The organism is Acidovorax sp. 22279 (genome assembly GCF_052045435.1).
Taxonomy (GTDB): Bacteria; Pseudomonadota; Gammaproteobacteria; order Burkholderiales; family Burkholderiaceae_C; genus Acidovorax; species Acidovorax delafieldii.
Genome location: NZ_JBQEOV010000012.1, coordinates 125,078 through 142,715, shown reverse-complemented (window position 1 = coordinate 142,715; position 17,638 = coordinate 125,078). Strand labels below are relative to the sequence as shown.

At 64.0% G+C, this 17,638-nt stretch carries 16 protein-coding genes; 15 read left to right on the top strand and 1 reads right to left on the bottom strand.

Going from position 1 to position 17,638, the window contains the following annotated elements; translation table 11 throughout:
- The first annotated feature begins 46 nt into the window (after positions 1 to 46).
- From ACTJKQ_RS16815 to hisD, 15 genes are all read left to right on the top strand, one after another.
- Entirely contained in the window at positions 47 to 763 is a 717-nt protein-coding gene (locus ACTJKQ_RS16815; RefSeq protein WP_440597484.1) for an REP-associated tyrosine transposase, read from the top strand.
- Between the two features lie 161 nt (positions 764 to 924).
- Positions 925 to 5,658 carry a glutamate synthase-related protein gene (locus ACTJKQ_RS16810; protein WP_116749021.1) on the top strand — a complete coding sequence of 1,578 codons (4,734 nt, stop codon included), beginning with the start codon at positions 925 to 927 and terminating at the stop codon, positions 5,656 to 5,658.
- A gap of 48 nt (positions 5,659 to 5,706) precedes the next feature.
- Entirely contained in the window at positions 5,707 to 7,185 is a 1,479-nt protein-coding gene (locus ACTJKQ_RS16805; protein WP_056060207.1) for a glutamate synthase subunit beta, read from the top strand.
- A gap of 299 nt (positions 7,186 to 7,484) precedes the next feature.
- Complete coding sequence (locus ACTJKQ_RS16800; RefSeq protein WP_440597483.1) at positions 7,485 to 8,303, top strand: ABC transporter ATP-binding protein; 819 nt, start codon at positions 7,485 to 7,487, stop codon at positions 8,301 to 8,303.
- Entirely contained in the window at positions 8,300 to 9,082 is a 783-nt protein-coding gene (mlaE, locus tag ACTJKQ_RS16795; protein WP_099731118.1) for a lipid asymmetry maintenance ABC transporter permease subunit MlaE, read from the top strand. The genes ACTJKQ_RS16800 and mlaE overlap by 4 nt, the downstream gene beginning before the upstream one ends.
- A 35-nt stretch (positions 9,083 to 9,117) precedes the next feature.
- Positions 9,118 to 9,606 carry an outer membrane lipid asymmetry maintenance protein MlaD gene (gene mlaD / locus ACTJKQ_RS16790; RefSeq protein WP_056060215.1) on the top strand — a complete coding sequence of 163 codons (489 nt, stop codon included), beginning with the start codon at positions 9,118 to 9,120 and terminating at the stop codon, positions 9,604 to 9,606.
- A 50-nt stretch (positions 9,607 to 9,656) separates the two neighbouring features.
- Complete coding sequence (locus ACTJKQ_RS16785) at positions 9,657 to 10,403, top strand: MlaA family lipoprotein (protein ID WP_440597482.1); 747 nt, start codon at positions 9,657 to 9,659, stop codon at positions 10,401 to 10,403.
- Positions 10,404 to 10,560: 157 nt separating this feature from the next.
- Positions 10,561 to 11,208, top strand: a complete 648-nt coding sequence (locus ACTJKQ_RS16780; protein ID WP_440597516.1) for an MlaC/ttg2D family ABC transporter substrate-binding protein — start codon at positions 10,561 to 10,563, stop codon at positions 11,206 to 11,208.
- Positions 11,209 to 11,221: 13 nt separating this feature from the next.
- Entirely contained in the window at positions 11,222 to 11,494 is a 273-nt protein-coding gene (locus tag ACTJKQ_RS16775; protein WP_440597481.1) for an STAS domain-containing protein, read from the top strand.
- A gap of 133 nt (positions 11,495 to 11,627) precedes the next feature.
- Positions 11,628 to 12,566: an ABC transporter ATP-binding protein gene (locus ACTJKQ_RS16770; RefSeq protein ID WP_015012675.1), complete on the top strand. Its 939-nt coding sequence runs from the start codon at positions 11,628 to 11,630 to the stop codon at positions 12,564 to 12,566.
- Positions 12,563 to 13,318: an ABC transporter permease gene (locus tag ACTJKQ_RS16765; RefSeq protein ID WP_056060224.1), complete on the top strand. Its 756-nt coding sequence runs from the start codon at positions 12,563 to 12,565 to the stop codon at positions 13,316 to 13,318. Before ACTJKQ_RS16770 ends, ACTJKQ_RS16765 begins: the two co-directional genes overlap by 4 nt.
- Before the next feature lie 104 nt (positions 13,319 to 13,422).
- A complete protein-coding gene (locus ACTJKQ_RS16760; protein WP_440597480.1) occupies positions 13,423 to 13,665 on the top strand; it encodes a BolA family protein in 243 nt (80 codons plus the stop codon).
- Positions 13,666 to 13,762: 97 nt separating this feature from the next.
- On the top strand, positions 13,763 to 15,037 hold the full coding sequence (murA, locus tag ACTJKQ_RS16755) for a UDP-N-acetylglucosamine 1-carboxyvinyltransferase (protein WP_440597479.1): 1,275 nt from the start codon (positions 13,763 to 13,765) through the stop codon (positions 15,035 to 15,037).
- Positions 15,038 to 15,048: 11 nt separating this feature from the next.
- The gene (gene hisG / locus ACTJKQ_RS16750; protein ID WP_056641761.1) at positions 15,049 to 15,696 is read left to right on the top strand and encodes an ATP phosphoribosyltransferase; all 648 of its coding nucleotides are present in this window, start codon (positions 15,049 to 15,051) and stop codon (positions 15,694 to 15,696) included.
- A 22-nt stretch (positions 15,697 to 15,718) separates the two neighbouring features.
- Complete coding sequence (hisD, locus tag ACTJKQ_RS16745; RefSeq protein ID WP_440597478.1) at positions 15,719 to 17,101, top strand: histidinol dehydrogenase; 1,383 nt, start codon at positions 15,719 to 15,721, stop codon at positions 17,099 to 17,101.
- Here the strand turns inward: hisD and ACTJKQ_RS16740 are convergent.
- Positions 17,088 to 17,519, bottom strand: a complete 432-nt coding sequence (locus ACTJKQ_RS16740) for a DUF2917 domain-containing protein (protein ID WP_440597477.1) — start codon at positions 17,517 to 17,519, stop codon at positions 17,088 to 17,090. The two genes, hisD and ACTJKQ_RS16740, sit on opposite strands and share 14 nt — an antisense overlap.
- Positions 17,520 to 17,638: the final 119 nt, after the last annotated feature.

Below are 17,638 nucleotides of genomic sequence, written 5' to 3'. Positions count from 1 at the left end.
GGGGACAGGTCTATGATCGTGACTCCCATATTCCTGATCAAGACCCATGGCCCGTTTGCCACGCCTGACCCTGCCGGGTCATTTGCACCACGTCATCCTGCGGGGCAACAACCGTCAGCCGATCTTCCGCGGAGTGGAAGATTTCGACGCGCTGCTGGCGCTGTTGATGGACAACGCGCAGAAATATGCCGTGGCCGTCCATGCCTATGTGCTGATGGACAACCACTTTCACCTGCTGGTTACGCCAGCCTCACAAGACGGACTGCCCCAGATGATGCAGGCGGTGGGGCGTCGGTATGTGCAGTACTTCAACCGCCGGCATGCCCGCACTGGTACTTTGTGGGAGGGGCGCTACCGTTCCACGGTATTGCAGCCGGAACGGTATTTGCTGGCGTGCATGGTGTACCTGGACCTCAACCCTGTACGGGCCGGATTGGTGCAGCAGCCCGCTGACTACGCCTGGTCCAGCCATGCACACTGGTTGGGCTTGCGTAACGACCGGTGGTTGACGCCCCATGCGCTGTATTGGGCTTTGGGCAACACCCCGTTTGCGCGCGAGGCCGCCTATGCCGCACTGGTGCAGGCGGGCCTAGGGGCGTCGGTGCAAACGGCTTTGACCGACTCGGCACTCAGCGGGTGGGCTTTGGGCGACACCGAGTTTCTTGCGGGCCTGCAACAGCAGACCCCGCGCCGCGTGACCCGGGGAATGCCTGGCAGGCCTCGAATGGCAAAAAATCATGCGAAAACCGACGATGGCGCTTGAAATCATTGGTCTCATTGCTATTGATTTTAATATGTCCCCAATAATATGCTCGTGTGATTCATGGTTTGCTTAATGAGAATCTGACCCCAATTAAACTGCTTGCCAAAATATGCTGCAATGCACTAACCTCGGCTCCCCTGCGAAAAATATAGGAGTGCGCCATGACCACGGCTGCCGAGATCCAGCATCTGCAACAACACGGTTTGTATTCATCGGGTAACGAACACGACGCCTGCGGCCTCGGGTTTGTGGCCCACATCAAGGGCATCAAGCGCCACGACATCGTGACGCAGGCCCTTAAGATTCTGGAAAACATTGACCACCGTGGCGCGGTGGGTGCCGACCCGCTGATGGGCGACGGCGCCGGCATCCTGATCCAGATCCCTGACGCGCTGTACCGCGAAGAAATGGCCAAGCAAGGCGTGACCCTGCCAGCGGCTGGAGAATACGGTGTGGGCATGATCTTCCTGCCCAAGGAGCATGCCTCGCGTCTGGCTTGCGAGCAGGAGATGGAGCGCGCCATCAAGGCCGAAGGCCAGGTACTGCTGGGCTGGCGCGATGTGCCGGTGAATGTGGACATGCCCATGTCCCCCACTGTGCGCAAGAAGGAGCCCATCCTGCGTCAGGTGTTCATCGGCCGTGGCAACGACGTGATCGTGCAGGACGCGCTGGAGCGCAAGCTGTACGTGATCCGCAAGACGGCCAGCGCCAACATCCAGGCACTGAAGCTCAAGCACAGCAAGGAATACTACGTTCCCTCGATGTCCAGCCGCACCGTGGTCTACAAGGGCCTGCTGCTGGCCGACCAGGTGGGCGTGTACTACAAAGACCTGTCCGACGAGCGCTGCGTCTCGGCCATTGGTTTGGTGCACCAGCGTTTCTCCACCAACACCTTCCCCGAGTGGCCGCTGGCCCACCCCTACCGCTATGTGGCGCACAACGGTGAGATCAACACCGTCAAGGGCAACTACAACTGGATGAAGGCCCGCGAAGGTGTGATGGCATCGCCCGTGCTCGCGGCCGACCTGCAAAAGCTCTACCCCATCAGCTTTGCCGACCAGTCCGATACCGCCACGTTCGACAACTGCCTCGAACTGCTGACCATGGCCGGCTACCCCATCAGCCAGGCCGTGATGATGATGATCCCGGAGCCCTGGGAGCAGCACACCACCATGGACGAGCGCCGCCGCGCCTTCTATGAATACCACGCCGCCATGCTGGAGCCTTGGGACGGTCCGGCCTCCATCGTGTTCACCGACGGCCGCCAGATCGGCGCCACGCTGGACCGCAACGGCCTGCGACCCTCGCGTTACTGCATCACCGACGACGATCTGGTCATCATGGGCTCTGAGTCGGGCGTGCTGCCCGTGCCCGAGAACAAGATCGTGCGCAAGTGGCGCCTGCAGCCCGGCAAGATGTTCCTGATCGACCTGGAACAAGGCCGCATGATCGACGACGACGAGCTGAAGGCCAACATCGTCAACACCAAGCCCTACAAGCAGTGGATCGAAAACCTGCGGATCAAGCTGGACAGCATCGAGACGGGCGAAGCCGCCGCGGTCCCTGCAGCTGCCAGCCTGCCGTTGCTGGATCGCCAGCAGGCCTTTGGCTACACCCAGGAAGACATCAAGTTCCTGATGGCGCCCATGGCCAAAAACGGCGAAGAAGGCATCGGCTCCATGGGCAACGACAGTCCGCTGGCCGTGCTGTCGGGCAAGAACAAGCCGCTGTACAACTACTTCAAGCAACTGTTCGCCCAGGTGACCAACCCGCCGATCGACCCGATCCGCGAGGCCATCGTGATGTCGCTGAACAGCTTCATCGGCCCCAAGCCCAACCTGCTGGACATCAACCAGGTCAACCCACCGATGCGGCTCGAAGTGAGCCAGCCCGTGCTCGACTTTGCCGACATGGCCAAGCTGCGCGACATCGAGAAGTACACGCAAGGCAAGTTCAAGAGCGCCACCATCGACATCACCTACCCGCTGAGCTGGGGCCGTGAGGGCGTGGAAGCCAAGCTGGCCTCGCTGTGCGCGCAGGCCGTTGATGCCATCAAGGGCGGTGCCAACATTCTCATCATCAGCGACCGTGCCGTTAGCGCGACGCAAGTGGCCATTCCCGCGCTGCTGGCGCTGTCGGCCATCCATCAGCACCTGGTGGGCGCAGGCCTGCGCACCACGGCCGGCTTGGTGGTCGAAACGGGTACTGCGCGCGAGGTGCACCACTTCGCCGTGCTGGCTGGCTACGGCGCCGAGGCTGTGCACCCCTACCTGGCCATGGAAACCCTGGCCGAAATGCACAAGGACCTGGGCGGCGACCTGTCGGCCGACAAGGCCATCTACAACTACGTCAAGGCCATCGGCAAGGGACTGTCCAAGATCATGTCCAAGATGGGCGTGAGCACCTACATGAGCTACTGCGGCGCCCAGCTGTTCGAGGCCATCGGCCTGAACACGGAAACCGTGGGCAAGTACTTCACCGGCACCGCCAGCCGCGTGGAAGGTATCGGCGTGTTCGAGATCGCTGAAGAAGCCATCCGCATGCACAAGGCCGCATTTGGTGATGACCCTGTGCTCGAAACCATGCTGGACGCCGGTGGCGAATACGCTTGGCGCGCCCGTGGCGAAGACCACATGTGGACGCCTGACGCGATTGCCAAGCTGCAGCACAGCACGCGCGCCAACAACTGGAACACGTACAAGGAATACGCACAGATCATCAACGACCAGAGCAAGCGCCACATGACGCTGCGCGGCCTGTTCGAGTTCAAGATCGATCCGTCCAAGGCGATCTCGATTGATGAGGTCGAACCTGCCAAGGAAATCGTCAAGCGCTTCGCCACGGGCGCCATGTCGCTGGGCTCCATCTCCACCGAGGCGCACGCCACACTGGCCGTGGCCATGAACCGCATTGGCGGCAAGAGCAACACCGGTGAAGGTGGCGAGGACGCGGCACGCTACCGCAACGAACTCAAGGGCATCCCGATCAAGAAGGGCGACACCCTGAAGAGCGTGATCGGCGCCGAGAACGTCGAGGTTGATTTGCCCCTGCAGGACGGCGATTCGCTGCGCAGCCGCATCAAGCAGGTGGCGTCGGGCCGCTTCGGCGTGACGGCGGAGTACCTGTCGTCCGCCGATCAGATCCAGATCAAGATGGCCCAGGGGGCCAAGCCCGGCGAGGGCGGTCAGCTGCCTGGCGGAAAGGTGTCCAACTACATCGGCAAGCTGCGCCACAGTGTGCCGGGTGTGGGCCTGATTTCGCCACCGCCGCACCACGACATCTACTCCATCGAGGACTTGGCCCAGCTGATCCACGATCTGAAGAATGTCGCACCGCACGCAGGCATCAGCGTCAAGCTGGTCTCCGAAGTGGGTGTGGGCACCATCGCCGCAGGCGTGGCCAAGTGCAAGAGCGACCACGTGGTGATCGCAGGGCATGACGGCGGCACGGGCGCCTCGCCCTGGTCGTCCATCAAGCACGCGGGCGGTCCGTGGGAAATCGGCCTGGCCGAAACCCAGCAGACGCTGGTGCTGAACCGCCTGCGCGGCCGCATCCGTGTGCAGGCCGACGGCCAGATGAAGACCGGCCGCGATGTCGCCATCGGCGCACTGCTGGGTGCTGACGAGTTCGGCTTTGCCACGGCGCCGCTGGTGGTGGAAGGCTGCATCATGATGCGCAAGTGCCACCTGAACACCTGCCCCGTGGGCGTGGCCACGCAAGACCCCGAGCTGCGCAAGAAGTTCTCGGGCAAGCCTGAGCACGTGGTCAACTACTTCTTCTTCATCGCCGAAGAAGTGCGCCAGATCATGGCCCAGCTGGGCATCCGCAAGTTCGACGACCTGATCGGCCGCACCGACCTGCTCGACATGCGCCAGGGCCTGGAACACTGGAAGGCACGCGGCCTGGACTTCAGCCGCCTGTTTGCACAGCCGAACGTGCCCGCCGATGTGCCCCGCTTCCACGTGGACGTGCAGGATCACAACATCGAGCACACACTGGACCGCAAGCTCATTGAGCGCAGCAAGCCTGCCATCGAAAAGGGTGAGCGCGTGCAGTTCATTGAAGTGGCACGCAACGTGAACCGCTCGGTCGGCGCGATGCTGTCCGGTGCGGTCACCCGTGTGCACCCCGAGGGCCTGCCGGACGACACCATCCGCATCCAGCTGGAAGGCACGGGCGGCCAGTCGTTCGGTGCGTTCCTGACGCGCGGCATCACGCTGTACCTGATTGGCGATGCCAATGACTACACGGGCAAGGGCCTGTCGGGCGGCCGCGTGATCGTGCGCCCCAGCATCGACTTCCGGGGTGAGGCGGTGCGCAACACCATTGTGGGCAACACCGTGATGTACGGCGCTACCACCGGTGAGGCTTTCTTCAGCGGCGTGGCCGGTGAACGCTTTGCGGTGCGTCTGTCGGGTGCCACGGCCGTCGTCGAAGGTACGGGCGACCATGGCTGCGAGTACATGACTGGCGGTACGGTGGTGGTGCTCGGCAAGACCGGCCGCAACTTTGCAGCAGGCATGAGCGGCGGCGTAGCGTATGTGTACGACGAAGACGGACAGTTCGACACACGCTGCAACCTGTCGATGGTGACGCTGGAGCGCATCCTGCCCGCCACCGAGCAGGAAGCCACGGTCCCCCGCTCGATCTGGCACAACGGCCAGACGGACGAGGCCCAGCTCAAGAAGCTGCTGGAAGACCACAACCGCTGGACGGGCAGCAAGCGCGCGCGCGAGCTGCTGGACAACTGGGCCGCATCGCGCAGCAAGTTCGTCAAGGTCTTCCCGACCGAGTACAAGCGTGCGTTGGCTGAAATTTATGAACGAAAAGTGCTGGAGGAGTCCGCTACACCAGCGGTAGCTGCTACCAAAAAAGAAGTGGCTCCCGCCAAGTAAGGCGACGCCATCCCCCTTCGCACAGCATTCATAGACAAGGACATCGTCATGGGAAAAACTACCGGCTTCATGGAATACGAGCGCATCGAAGAGGGCTACAAGCCCGTGCCCGAGCGCCTGAAGCATTACAAGGAATTTGTCGTCGGGCTCGATGAGAGCCAGGCCAAGGTGCAAGGCGCGCGCTGCATGGACTGCGGCACGCCGTTCTGCAACAACGGCTGCCCGGTGAACAACATCATTCCCGACTTCAACGACCTCGTGTACCACGCGGACTGGAAGAGCGCGATCGAGGTGCTGCACAGCACCAACAACTTCCCCGAGTTCACCGGCCGCATCTGCCCCGCGCCTTGCGAGGCTGCCTGTGTGCTCAACGTGAACGACGACGCTGTGGGCATCAAGAGCATTGAGCACGCGATCATCGACCGCGCCTGGGCCGAAGGCTGGGTGCAGCCGCGCCCCGCCAAGCACCAGACGGGCAAGAAGGTGGCTGTGGTGGGCTCCGGCCCCGCAGGTCTGGCGGCTGCGCAGCAACTGGCCCGCGCTGGCCACAGCGTCACGCTGTTCGAGAAAAACGACCGTGTGGGCGGCCTGCTGCGCTACGGCATCCCCGACTTCAAGATGGAGAAGTCGCACATCGACCGCCGCGTGAAGCAGCTCGAAGCCGAAGGTGTGGTGATTCGCACCGGTGTATTCGTGGGCGCCGCGAAGGACGGCCTGGGCAAGGATTCCAAAGTCACCAACTGGGCCAAGGAAACCGTCACGCCCGAACAGCTGAACAAGGAGTTTGACGCCGTGCTGCTCACCGGTGGCGCCGAGCAGTCGCGCGACCTGCCTGTGCCAGGCCGTGAACTTGACGGCATTCACTTCGCCATGGAATTCCTGCCCCAGCAGAACAAGGTCAACGCGGGCGACAAGCTCAAGGGCCAGATCATGGCGACGGGCAAGCATGTGATCGTGATCGGCGGCGGCGACACCGGCAGCGACTGCGTGGGTACCAGCAATCGCCATGGTGCAGCCAGCGTCACCCAGTTCGAGGTGATGCCCCAGCCCCCTGAAGTGGAAAACCGCCCCCTGACGTGGCCTTACTGGCCACTCAAGCTGCGCACCAGCTCCAGCCATGAAGAAGGTTGCGTGCGCGAGTTCGCGATCTCCACCAAGGAGTTCACGGGCGAAAAGGGCAAGGTCAAGAGCCTGACTACGGTGCAGGTCGAGTTCAAGGACGGCAAGCTGGTCGAGATTCCCGGCACCGAAAAACACTACCAGGCCGATCTGGTGTTGCTGGCCATGGGTTTTGTGAGCCCGGTCGCGCCGGTGCTGGAGGCTTTCGGCGTCGAGAAGGATGCCCGAGGCAATGCCCGCGCCACCACGGACTTTGACGGCGGTTATGCCACCAACGTGCCTAAGGTGTTTGCGGCGGGCGATATCCGCCGGGGCCAGTCACTGGTGGTTTGGGCCATCCGTGAAGGCCGCCAGGCCGCGCGTGCGGTGGACGAGTTCCTGATGGGATATTCGGACCTGCCGCGCTGATCCTGCGGTTTCTCGCACCCTCCAAGCAACGGCGCCTTCGGGCGCCGTTTGTGTTGACGGGGCCTTTGACGGTGGGGCAATGGCCGGGCGTCAGCCTTCTGGACGCTTTGTTGGCACAATCAGGGGTTCTGTCAATCCGGGCTTGCCTCGGTCTCGCTCGGTCGGGATCGCTGGCGGTTGTGCTTTTTCTTTACAAACATGCATGAATGTATGTTTGTGTCTTCGGCTACCATCTGCGCTCCATTTTCCGGGGGCGGATGCTGTTTTGGCAGGCCTCAGATCAGACATCCATTTCTTGCATGCCCGAGTCCACATTTCTTGCCGAGTTGTGCAACGTCACGTTTTCGTACGGTGACCGCGTGATCCTGCGCGACGTGACCCTGGCGGTGCCGCGCGGCAAGGTCACGGCGCTGATGGGCGCATCGGGTGGGGGCAAGACGACGGTGCTGCGCCTGCTTGGGGGGCAGCACAGGGCCCAGAGTGGCCAGGTGTTGGTCAACGGTCAGGACGTGGGGCGCATGGACGTGCAGGCTTTGTACGCTGCGCGCCGGCGCATGGGCATGTTGTTCCAGTTCGGCGCGCTGTTCACAGACCTGAGCGTGTTTGAGAACGTGGCCTTTCCGCTGCGTGAGCACACCGATTTGTCCGAGGAACTGATCCGCGATGTGGTGCTGATGAAGCTGCATGCGGTGGGCCTGCGTGGTGCACGCGACCTGATGCCCGGCCAGATATCGGGTGGCATGGCGCGCCGCGTGGCGCTGGCCCGAGCGATCGTGCTGGACCCGGAACTGGTCATGTACGACGAACCCTTTGCGGGCCTGGACCCCATCTCGTTGGGCACGGCTGCGCAGTTGATCCGTCAGCTCAACGACGCCATGGGCCTCACCAGCATCGTGGTGTCGCATGACCTGGAGGAGACTTTCCGCCTGGCGGACCATGTGATTATCCTGGGCGAAGGCGTTGTGGCGGCGCAGGGCACGCCTGAGGAGGTCCTCGCCAGCCGTGACCCGCTGGTGCACCAGTTTGTCAACGCTCTACCGACTGGCCCGGTGCCGTTTCATTACCCCGGCCCGGCCGTTGCCGAGGATTTCGGACCTGCAGGAGGACGTGCGCTGTGAGTTGGTACAAGCCCTCCGACGTCGGTTTTGCTGTGCGCCACAAGCTGGCTGACATCGGCATGGGCGCGCGGTTGTTTGGGCGGCTGGTGCGGCTCCTGGGTGCGACCTTGATGCGGCCCTCGCTGGTGCGCGACCAGGTGCATTTCCTGGGCAATTATTCGCTGGCCATCATTGCCGTGTCGGGCCTGTTCGTGGGGTTTGTGCTGGGCTTGCAGGGCTACTACACGCTGCAGCGCTATGGCTCGTCAGAGGCCTTGGGCCTGCTGGTGGCATTGAGTCTTGTGCGCGAGCTGGGCCCCGTGGTCACGGCGCTGCTGTTTGCGGGCCGCGCAGGCACGTCGCTCACAGCAGAAATTGGCCTCATGCGCGCGGGGGAGCAGCTCAGCGCCATGGAGATGATGGCGGTGGACCCGGTGCAGCGCATCCTGGCGCCTCGCTTCTGGGCAGGGGTGATCACCATGCCGCTGCTGGCAGCGGTGTTCAGTGCGGTGGGCATCATCGGCGGCTGGATCGTCGGGGTGCTCATGATCGGTATTGACCCCGGGGCGTTCTGGAGCCAGATGCAGGGCGGGGTGGATGTCTGGAAAGACCTGGGCAACGGCGTGCTCAAGAGTGTGGTCTTTGGCTTCACGGTAACTTTTGTGGCGCTGCTGCAGGGCTATGCAGCCAAACCCACCCCTGAGGGTGTGTCGCGCGCCACCACGCGCACCGTGGTCATGGCGTCTTTGGCGGTGCTGGCACTGGACTTCGTGCTCACCGCACTGATGTTCAGTATCTGACGCTGGCGGTGCTGGCAGTTCTAGGAATCAAACATATGCAACGCTCCAAAAACGATCTGTGGGTAGGGCTCTTCGTGATGCTGGGCGCGGTGGCACTGGTGTTTCTGGCGCTGCAGTCGGCCAACCTGCTGAGCCTTCAATTCCACTCGGGCTACCGTGTCACCGCCAAGTTCGACAACATCGGCGGGCTCAAGCCCCAGGCGGCGGTGCGCAGCGCGGGTGTGGTGGTGGGGCGCGTGGAGTCCATCACCTTTGACGACAAGACCTTCCAGGCGCGGGTCACGCTGGCCATGGAAGACCGCTATGCCTTTCCCAAGGACAGCTCCCTCAAGATCCTGACCAGCGGCCTGCTGGGTGAGCAGTACATCGGGATCGAGGCAGGTGCCGACGAAAAAAATCTGGCGGCGGGAGACACGATCACGTCTACCCAGTCGGCGGTGGTGCTTGAGAACCTTATCGGACAATTTCTTTACAGCAAAGCCGAAGACGGCGCAAAACCTGCAGGGACAGGTGGGAAAAAATGATGCATTCACTCCATACACTCCGTGCCCGCATTGATGGCGGCAGGTTGTCGATGTCCCGCCTGGCAGTCAGCCTGGCCTTGTTGCTGGGTGCTGTGCTGCTCACCGGGTGCGCCACGGTGGCCAACCCTGATCCCCGCGACCCGCTGGAGTCTTACAACCGCAGCATGACCAACTTCAATGAACAGGTCGATGCCATGGTGCTCAAGCCCGTGGCGACGGCCTACAAGGAGGTCACGCCCGCACCGGTACGCACGGGGGTCAGCAATTTCTTCGGGAACCTGGGCGACGTCTGGTCGTTTGTGAACAACGTGCTGCAGCTGCGCGGTGAAGCCGCTGCGTCCAGCTTCATGCGGGTCAATGTGAACACGTTCATGGGCCTGGGTGGTTTGCTGGACATCGCCAGCGAGCTGGGCATCGACCGCTACAAGCAGGACTTCGGCCTGACCCTGGGGCGCTGGGGCGTGGGTACTGGCCCGTATCTGGTGCTGCCCATCCTGGGGCCTTCCACCGTGCGCGACACATTCGCGCTGCCGGTGGACATGAAGGGCAACGTGGTGAGCTACGTGGACCCGGTCTCCGCCCGCAACTCGTTGTATGCCCTGCGCGTGGTGGACACGCGGGCCAACCTGTTGCGCGCCAGCTCGGTGCTCGACAGCGCCGCGCTCGACAAATACAGCTTTACGCGTGATGTCTACCTGCAAGTACGCAGCCATGCCGGTGAGGTACAGAATGCGGATGGCAAGGACGACGGCGGCGCCAGCAATGGCGTGCTGCCCGAGGAACCTCCTGCGCGCTGATGGCATGCCGGGGCGGGGCACATGCTCCGATGCGCCGCCCTGGGTCTGGCCCTGTTGCACTTGCTTGCAATCCGCAACCGCTGCGACGCATGCCAGTGGGCCCGCACCTCCACAATGATTTGACGGGCACAAGCCCGCACCGATGAAAGCCGAGAAGATGATGAACCGACGTTCCCTGGGCCGTGCCGCCCTTTGCATTGCAGCCAGTGCCATGCTGAGCCTGCCGTTGTCTGCCCTCGCAGCCGACGAGGCGCCCGACGCGCTGATCAAGCGGCTCTCCGCCGATGTGCTCAACACGGTGAAGTCCGACAAGGCCATCCAGGCCGGGGACCTGAGCAAGGTGATCGCCCTGGTCGATAAAACGGTGATGCCCAACGTCAACTTCCGCCGCATGACCGCCGCAGCCGTGGGCCCCGGCTGGCGCCAGGCCACGCCCGAGCAGCAAAAACGCCTGCAGGACGAGTTCAAGATCCTGCTGGTGCGCACCTATGCCGGCGCGCTGGCCCAGGTCAATGACCAGAGCATCCAGGTCAAGCCCCTGCGCGCAGCCGCCGAAGACAAGGACGTGCTGGTGCGCACCGAAATCGTGGGACGGGGCGACCCCATCCAGCTCGACTACCGCCTCGAAAAGACTCCTGGTGATGGCGCAGGCTGGAAGATCTACAACCTGAATGTGCTGGGTGTCTGGCTGGTGGAAACCTACCGGGGCCAGTTCGCGCAGGAGATCAATGCCAAGGGCATCGACGGCCTGATCGAGACACTGGCCGCCCGCAACAAGACCAATGCGGGCACTGCCAAGGGCTGACAGCCCCCTCGCCATGCTGGTGCTGCCCCCCGAACTCACCCACCGCCACGCTACTGCCTGCCTGCACATGCTCAAGCAGGGGTTGCGGGTGCACCGCGACAGCGCGGTGGTGGTGGATGCCCATGGGCTGACGGTGTTCGACACCTCGGCCTTGGCCGTGCTGCTCGAATGTCGGCGTGAAGCCCTGTCCGAAGGCAAGCAGTTTGCCGTGCAAGGCATGCCCGCTGGTCTGGCGGGCATGGCAGGGTTGTATGGGGTGGATGCGCTGCTGGTCGCCGCACCTTGATATGAAATAGCTTTCATGGTCCCGGGTGGCTCTGCCCCCAAGCCATGAAGCTGAGGGCCCACAGCGCCCGCCAGGGGCCATTGAAGCGGCCGCCCCGCCCGCCGAGGGCTGAGGCCTTAAAATCGAAGGCTTCATGCCCGCAGTCTCCTTCCAAGCCATCTCCAAGACCTTTGCCACGCCCAAAGGCCCTTTTCAGGCACTGAACCAGGTCAATCTGGACATTGAGGAGGGCGAGTTCTTCGGGCTCCTGGGCCCCAATGGTGCCGGCAAGACCACCCTGATCAGCATCCTCGCAGGCCTGGCGCGTGCCACCAGCGGCCGCGTGCTGGTGCAGGGCAGCGATGTGCAGGCCCAGTACGCCGATGCCCGCCGCAAGCTGGGCATCGTGCCGCAAGAGCTGGTGTTCGACCCCTTTTTCAACGTGCGCGAGGCGCTGCGCATCCAGTCGGGCTACTTCGGCGTGAAGAACAACGACGCCTGGATCGACGAGCTGCTCGAAAACCTGGGTCTGGCTGACAAGGCCAACGCCAACATGCGCCAGCTGTCGGGCGGCATGAAGCGCCGCGTACTGGTCGCACAGGCGCTGGTGCACAAGCCGCCCATCATCGTTCTGGATGAACCCACGGCCGGTGTCGATGTAGAACTGCGCCAGACGCTGTGGCACTTCATCGCCCGCCTGAACAAAGAGGGGCACACCGTGCTGCTCACCACCCACTACCTCGAAGAAGCCGAGGCCCTGTGCGGCCGCATCGCCATGCTCAAGGCGGGGCAGGTGGTGGCGCTCAACCGCACCAGCGAGTTGCTCAAGGCCGCCTCGGGCAGCGTGCTGCAGTTCAAGACCGACACAGCCCTGCCGCCCGCACTGGCCGCCGTGGCGCGGGTCACCGGTCGCATTGTGCAATTACCCGCGCACGACGCGGCAGAGATCGAAAACCACCTGGCTGCGTTGCGCGTGGCCGGGGTCGAGGTGCAGGACATGGAGATTCGCCGACCCGATCTGGAGGATGTGTTCCTGCAGGTGATGTCCGGTACGTCGGCTTCCAACATCCCACTGGAGGGCGTTGCGCTATGACCGGCTGGCAGACCCTGTTCTACAAAGAGGTGCTGCGCTTCTGGAAGGTCAGCTTCCAGACCGTCGCGGCTCCCGTGCTCACGGCCGTGCTGTACCTGTTGATCTTCGGCCATGTGCTCGAAGACCATGTGAAGGTCTACGACCGCATCAGCTACACGGCCTTCCTGGTGCCGGGCCTCGTGATGATGAGCGTGCTGCAGAACGCCTTTGCCAACAGCTCGTCCAGCATCATCCAGAGCAAGATCATGGGCAGCCTGGTGTTTGTGCTGCTCACGCCGCTGTCGCACTGGGCTTGGTTCTGCGCCTACGTGGGCTCGTCCATCGTGCGCGGGCTGGTGGTGGGCCTGGGCGTGTTCATCGTCACGCTGGCGTTTGCGCGGCCCGAATTTGCTGCGCCGCTGTGGATTCTGGCGTTCGCCTTGCTGGGCGCGGCATTGCTGGCCACGCTGGGGCTGATTGCGGGGCTCTGGGCCGACAAGTTCGACCAGATGGCCGCGTTCCAGAACTTCATCATCGTGCCCATGACCTTCCTGTCGGGCGTGTTCTATTCGATCCAGTCGCTGCCGCCGTTCTGGCAGGCTGTGAGCCACCTCAACCCGTTTTTCTACATGATCGACGGCTTCCGCTACGGCTTCTTCGGCCAGAGCGACACCTCGCCCTGGCTTAGCCTGGGCATCGTGGGCATCGCCTGGCTGGCCGTGAGCGCGCTGGCCGTGCACCTGCTGCGCACGGGCTACAAAATCCGTAACTGACATGACTTACGCAAAACAAGGTTCAGGCAAGCGCTCCCCTCCAGGGCGAGGCGGTTGTTGCATCCCGATTTGCGTCAGTCCTCATTGATTCCGAGCGCCCCACCATGACCGCTGACCAACTCAAAGATCTCATCACCGCCGGCCTGGCCTGCGAACACATCACGCTCGAAGGCGATGGCCGCCACTGGTATGCCACCATCGTCTCGGCCGAGTTCGAGGGCAAGCGCGCCATCCAGCGCCACCAGCGCGTGTACGCCACGCTGGGCGCGAAAATGCACACCGACGAGGTGCACGCGCTGTCGATGAAAACCTTCACCCCGGCCGAATGGATGGCCCAGGCGCCATAGCGCCTGCACACCCACTGGTACTCACTTTTTGATAGCTGCTGGCGCATATTCCACTAGCGCGAGTGGCACTTTTGACCCCTATTTTTGGTGATTTGAGATGGACAAACTCCTGATTCGCGGCGGACGCAGCTTGCAAGGCGAGGTGCTGGTCTCCGGCGCCAAGAACGCCGCCTTGCCGGAGTTGTGTGCCGCCCTGCTCACGGCCGAGCCTGTGACCCTGCTCAACGTGCCCCAGCTGCAGGACGTGAGCACCATGCTCAAGCTCATCCGCAACATGGGCGTGGCGGCGGAGCGGGCCGACGACGGCACCGTGCATATCAACGCCAGCGCGCTGAGCACGCCCGAAGCCCCGTACGAACTGGTCAAGACCATGCGCGCCTCTGTGCTGGCCCTGGGCCCGCTGCTGGCGCGCTTTGGCGAGGCCACGGTGTCGCTGCCCGGCGGATGCGCCATCGGTTCGCGCCCGGTGGACCAGCACATCAAGGGCCTGGCCGCCATGGGCGCCGAGATCGTGGTCGAACACGGCTACATGATCGCCAAGCTGCCCGCGGGCTGGAAGCGCCTGAAGGGCGCGCGCATCACCACCGACATGGTCACGGTGACGGGCACCGAGAACTTCCTCATGGCCGCTGCGCTGGCCGAGGGCGAGACGGTGCTGGAAAACGCCGCGCAAGAGCCCGAGATTTCGGACCTGGCCGAGATGCTGATCGCCATGGGCGCGAAGATCGAAGGCCACGGCACCAGCCGCATCCGCATCCAGGGCGTGGACCAGCTGCACGGCTGCACCCACCGCGTGGTGGCCGACCGCATTGAGGCCGGCACCTTCCTGTGCGCTGTGGCCGCCACGGGCGGTGATGTGGTGCTGCGCCATGGTCGTGCCGACCACCTCGACGCCGTGATCGAAAAGCTGCGCGAGGCCGGCGCTTCCGTGCAGGCGGTGGACGGCGGCATTCGCGTGCAAAGCGCTGGCGGCGCCACGCTCAATGCCCAGGGCTTTCGCACCACAGAGTACCCCGGGTTCCCTACTGACATGCAGGCCCAGTTCATGGCGCTCAACTGCATCGCCCAGGGCACGGCCACGGTGACCGAGACGATTTTTGAAAACCGTTTCATGCACGTCAACGAGCTGGTTCGCCTGGGCGCCAAAATCCAGGTGGATGGCAAGGTGGCGGTGATCGAAGGCGTGCTCCGCCTGTCTGGCGCCACCGTGATGGCCACCGACCTGCGTGCATCGGCCAGCCTCGTCATTGCCGGCCTGGTGGCTGACGGCGAAACCGTGGTGGACCGCATCTACCACCTGGACCGCGGCTACGACTGCATGGAAGCCAAACTGCGCGGCATTGGCGCCGACATCGAACGAGTAAAAGCATGAGCAGTAGCAACATGATCACCCTGGCGCTTTCCAAGGGCCGCATCTTTGACGAAACCCTGCCGCTGCTGGCCGCTGCAGGCATCGAGGTGCTCGAAGACCCCGAAAAATCGCGCAAGCTCATCCTCCCCACCAACCAGCCCAATGTGCGCGTGGTGCTGGTGCGCGCCACCGACGTGCCCACGTATGTGGAATACGGCGGTGCCGACATCGGCGTGACGGGCAAGGACACCCTCATCGAACACGGCGGCCAGGGCCTGTACCAGCCGCTGGACCTGCGCATTGCCAAGTGCCGCGTGAGCGTGGCCGTACGCAACGACTTCGACTACGCCCAGGCCGTCAAGCAGGGCTCGCGCCTCAAGGTCGCCACCAAGTACACCGGCATTGCGCGCGACTTCTTTGCCAGCAAGGGCGTGCACGTGGACATGGTCAAGCTCTACGGCAGCATGGAATTGGCGCCGCTCACGGGCCTGGCCGATGCGATCGTGGACCTGGTCTCCACCGGCAACACCCTCAAGGCCAACAACCTCATCGAAGTCGAGCGCATCATGGACATCAGCTCCTACCTGGTCGTGAACCAGGCCGCGCTCAAGCTCAAGCAGGCGCCACTGCGCCGCATCATCGATGCGTTTGCCTCAGCCATACCGGCCGAAAAGAACTGACCTCCACCCAACGACTGACACTATGACTTTGGTAGCTGCTCCCGTCCGTCTGTCCACCGCTGCGGCCACTTTTGAGGCTGATTTTGCAGCCCGCCTGCATTGGTCTGCCGACACCGACGCGGCCATCGAGCAGCGCGTGGCTGACATCCTGGCCGACGTGCAAAAGCGCGGCGACGCGGCGGTGTTGGAGTACACCGCTCGCTTCGACGGCCTCTCTGCGCCCGACATGGCCGCGCTGGAGCTGACCCAGGCCGACTTCAAGGCCGCGTTCGACGCCATTCCACAGGCTCAGCGCGACGCCCTGCAGGCTGCAGCGAAGCGCGTGCGCAGCTACCACGAAGCGCAGAAGAAGGCCTCGGGCGAGAGCTGGAGCTACCGCGACGAAGACGGCACGCTGCTGGGCCAGAAGGTCACGCCGCTGGACCGTGTGGGCATCTACGTGCCCGGCGGCAAGGCCGCCTACCCGTCGAGCCTGCTGATGAACGCCATCCCGGCCCATGTGGCGGGCGTGCAGGAAATCATCATGGTTGTGCCCACGCCCGTGCGCGGCAGCGTGGCGACCGGTGGAACGGGCGAGGGCACCTCGACGAAGGGCGAGCGCAACGAGCTGGTGCTGGCAGCCGCCTACGTGGCCGGTGTGACCCGCGCCTTCACCATCGGCGGCGCCCAGGCCGTGGCCGCGCTGGCGTATGGAACTGAGACCGTGCCCAAGGTGGACAAGATCACCGGCCCCGGCAACGCCTATGTGGCCAGCGCCAAGAAGCGCGTGTTCGGCACCGTGGGCATCGACATGATCGCGGGCCCGAGCGAAATCCTGGTGCTGGCCGACGGCACCACGCCGCCCGACTGGGTGGCGATGGATCTCTTCAGCCAGGCCGAACACGACGAGCTGGCCCAGAGCATCCTGCTGTGTCCCGACGCCGCCTACCTCGACGCCGTGCAGCGCGAGATCGACCGCCTGCTGCCTACCATGCCGCGCGCCGAGATCATCGCCAAGAGCCTCACCGGCCGGGGCGCACTGATCCTGACGAAGGACATGGAAGAAGCCTGCGCGATCAGCAACCGCATCGCACCGGAACACCTGGAAGTGAGCAGCACCGACCCACACCGCTGGGAGCCGTTGCTGCGCCACGCGGGCGCGATCTTCCTGGGGGCCTACACCTCCGAAAGCCTGGGCGACTACTGCGCAGGCCCCAACCACGTGCTGCCCACCAGCGGCACTGCGCGCTTCTCGTCGCCGCTCGGCGTGTACGACTTCCAGAAACGCAGCAGCCTCATTGAGGTGAGCGAGGCCGGTGCCCAGGTGCTGGGCACCATCGCCGCCGAGCTGGCCTATGGCGAGGGCCTGCAGGCCCACGCGCAAGCCGCAGAGATGCGGCTGACCACGCCCGTCAAGCCGCGCTGATGGCACCCCGGGGCAGGGCGCCCTTCGTGGGGGCTGCTGTCCTGGGCTGAGGGGTTGCGGCCGGCGCTGCGGTTGTAGAGGGCGCTGGCGGATACGCGGCACCTTCCACGGCCCGGTGCTGCGCCCAGTTCAGCCGTGCAGGCCGGTGGCCTTCGGCGCTGACGCGCAGCCGCACAGGTCCGGCGAACGACAGGCGCTGTCCAGCCTCCAGAAAATAATCCTCCAGCAGACCATCACAGGTCACCCAGACGCGGCCCTGTTCGACTTCGAGCAGGGCGATCTCGCCCGCGCGGAAGTCCAGCACCTGGACGGCCTGCAGCGGCGGCAGGGGCTGGCGCTTCCATTGCAGGGTGAGGGGCACCGCAGGCTGGGTGGGCAGCGTGGGCGACGGTGGGGTGGGGGCGTGCAGCGTGTTCATGCCTTCACTGTGCGGCCAGCTGCCGTGGGCCACCAGCCACAGGCGCGTGCGATCTGGCCCAGTACAGAACAGCGAACCGGCCCATCTGTACTGTACGCACTGGGCAGTCTCTGTACTGT

Excerpts from the sequence above, each read along its gene's own strand:
- ACTJKQ_RS16815 (WP_440597484.1), top strand. The coding sequence starts at position 47 with ATGGCCCGTTTGCCACGCCTGACCCTGCCGGGTCATTTGCACCACGTC.
- ACTJKQ_RS16810 (WP_116749021.1), top strand. The coding sequence starts at position 925 with ATGACCACGGCTGCCGAGATCCAGCATCTGCAACAACACGGTTTGTAT.
- ACTJKQ_RS16805 (WP_056060207.1), top strand. The coding sequence starts at position 5,707 with ATGGGAAAAACTACCGGCTTCATGGAATACGAGCGCATCGAAGAGGGC.
- ACTJKQ_RS16800 (WP_440597483.1), top strand. The coding sequence starts at position 7,485 with ATGCCCGAGTCCACATTTCTTGCCGAGTTGTGCAACGTCACGTTTTCG.
- mlaD (WP_056060215.1), top strand. The coding sequence starts at position 9,118 with ATGCAACGCTCCAAAAACGATCTGTGGGTAGGGCTCTTCGTGATGCTG.
- ACTJKQ_RS16785 (WP_440597482.1), top strand. The coding sequence starts at position 9,657 with ATGTCCCGCCTGGCAGTCAGCCTGGCCTTGTTGCTGGGTGCTGTGCTG.
- ACTJKQ_RS16780 (WP_440597516.1), top strand. The coding sequence starts at position 10,561 with ATGATGAACCGACGTTCCCTGGGCCGTGCCGCCCTTTGCATTGCAGCC.
- ACTJKQ_RS16775 (WP_440597481.1), top strand. The coding sequence starts at position 11,222 with ATGCTGGTGCTGCCCCCCGAACTCACCCACCGCCACGCTACTGCCTGC.
- ACTJKQ_RS16770 (WP_015012675.1), top strand. The coding sequence starts at position 11,628 with ATGCCCGCAGTCTCCTTCCAAGCCATCTCCAAGACCTTTGCCACGCCC.
- ACTJKQ_RS16765 (WP_056060224.1), top strand. The coding sequence starts at position 12,563 with ATGACCGGCTGGCAGACCCTGTTCTACAAAGAGGTGCTGCGCTTCTGG.
- ACTJKQ_RS16760 (WP_440597480.1), top strand. The coding sequence starts at position 13,423 with ATGACCGCTGACCAACTCAAAGATCTCATCACCGCCGGCCTGGCCTGC.
- murA (WP_440597479.1), top strand. The coding sequence starts at position 13,763 with ATGGACAAACTCCTGATTCGCGGCGGACGCAGCTTGCAAGGCGAGGTG.
- hisG (WP_056641761.1), top strand. The coding sequence starts at position 15,049 with ATGATCACCCTGGCGCTTTCCAAGGGCCGCATCTTTGACGAAACCCTG.
- hisD (WP_440597478.1), top strand. The coding sequence starts at position 15,719 with ATGACTTTGGTAGCTGCTCCCGTCCGTCTGTCCACCGCTGCGGCCACT.
- ACTJKQ_RS16740 (WP_440597477.1), bottom strand. The coding sequence starts at position 17,519 with ATGAACACGCTGCACGCCCCCACCCCACCGTCGCCCACGCTGCCCACC.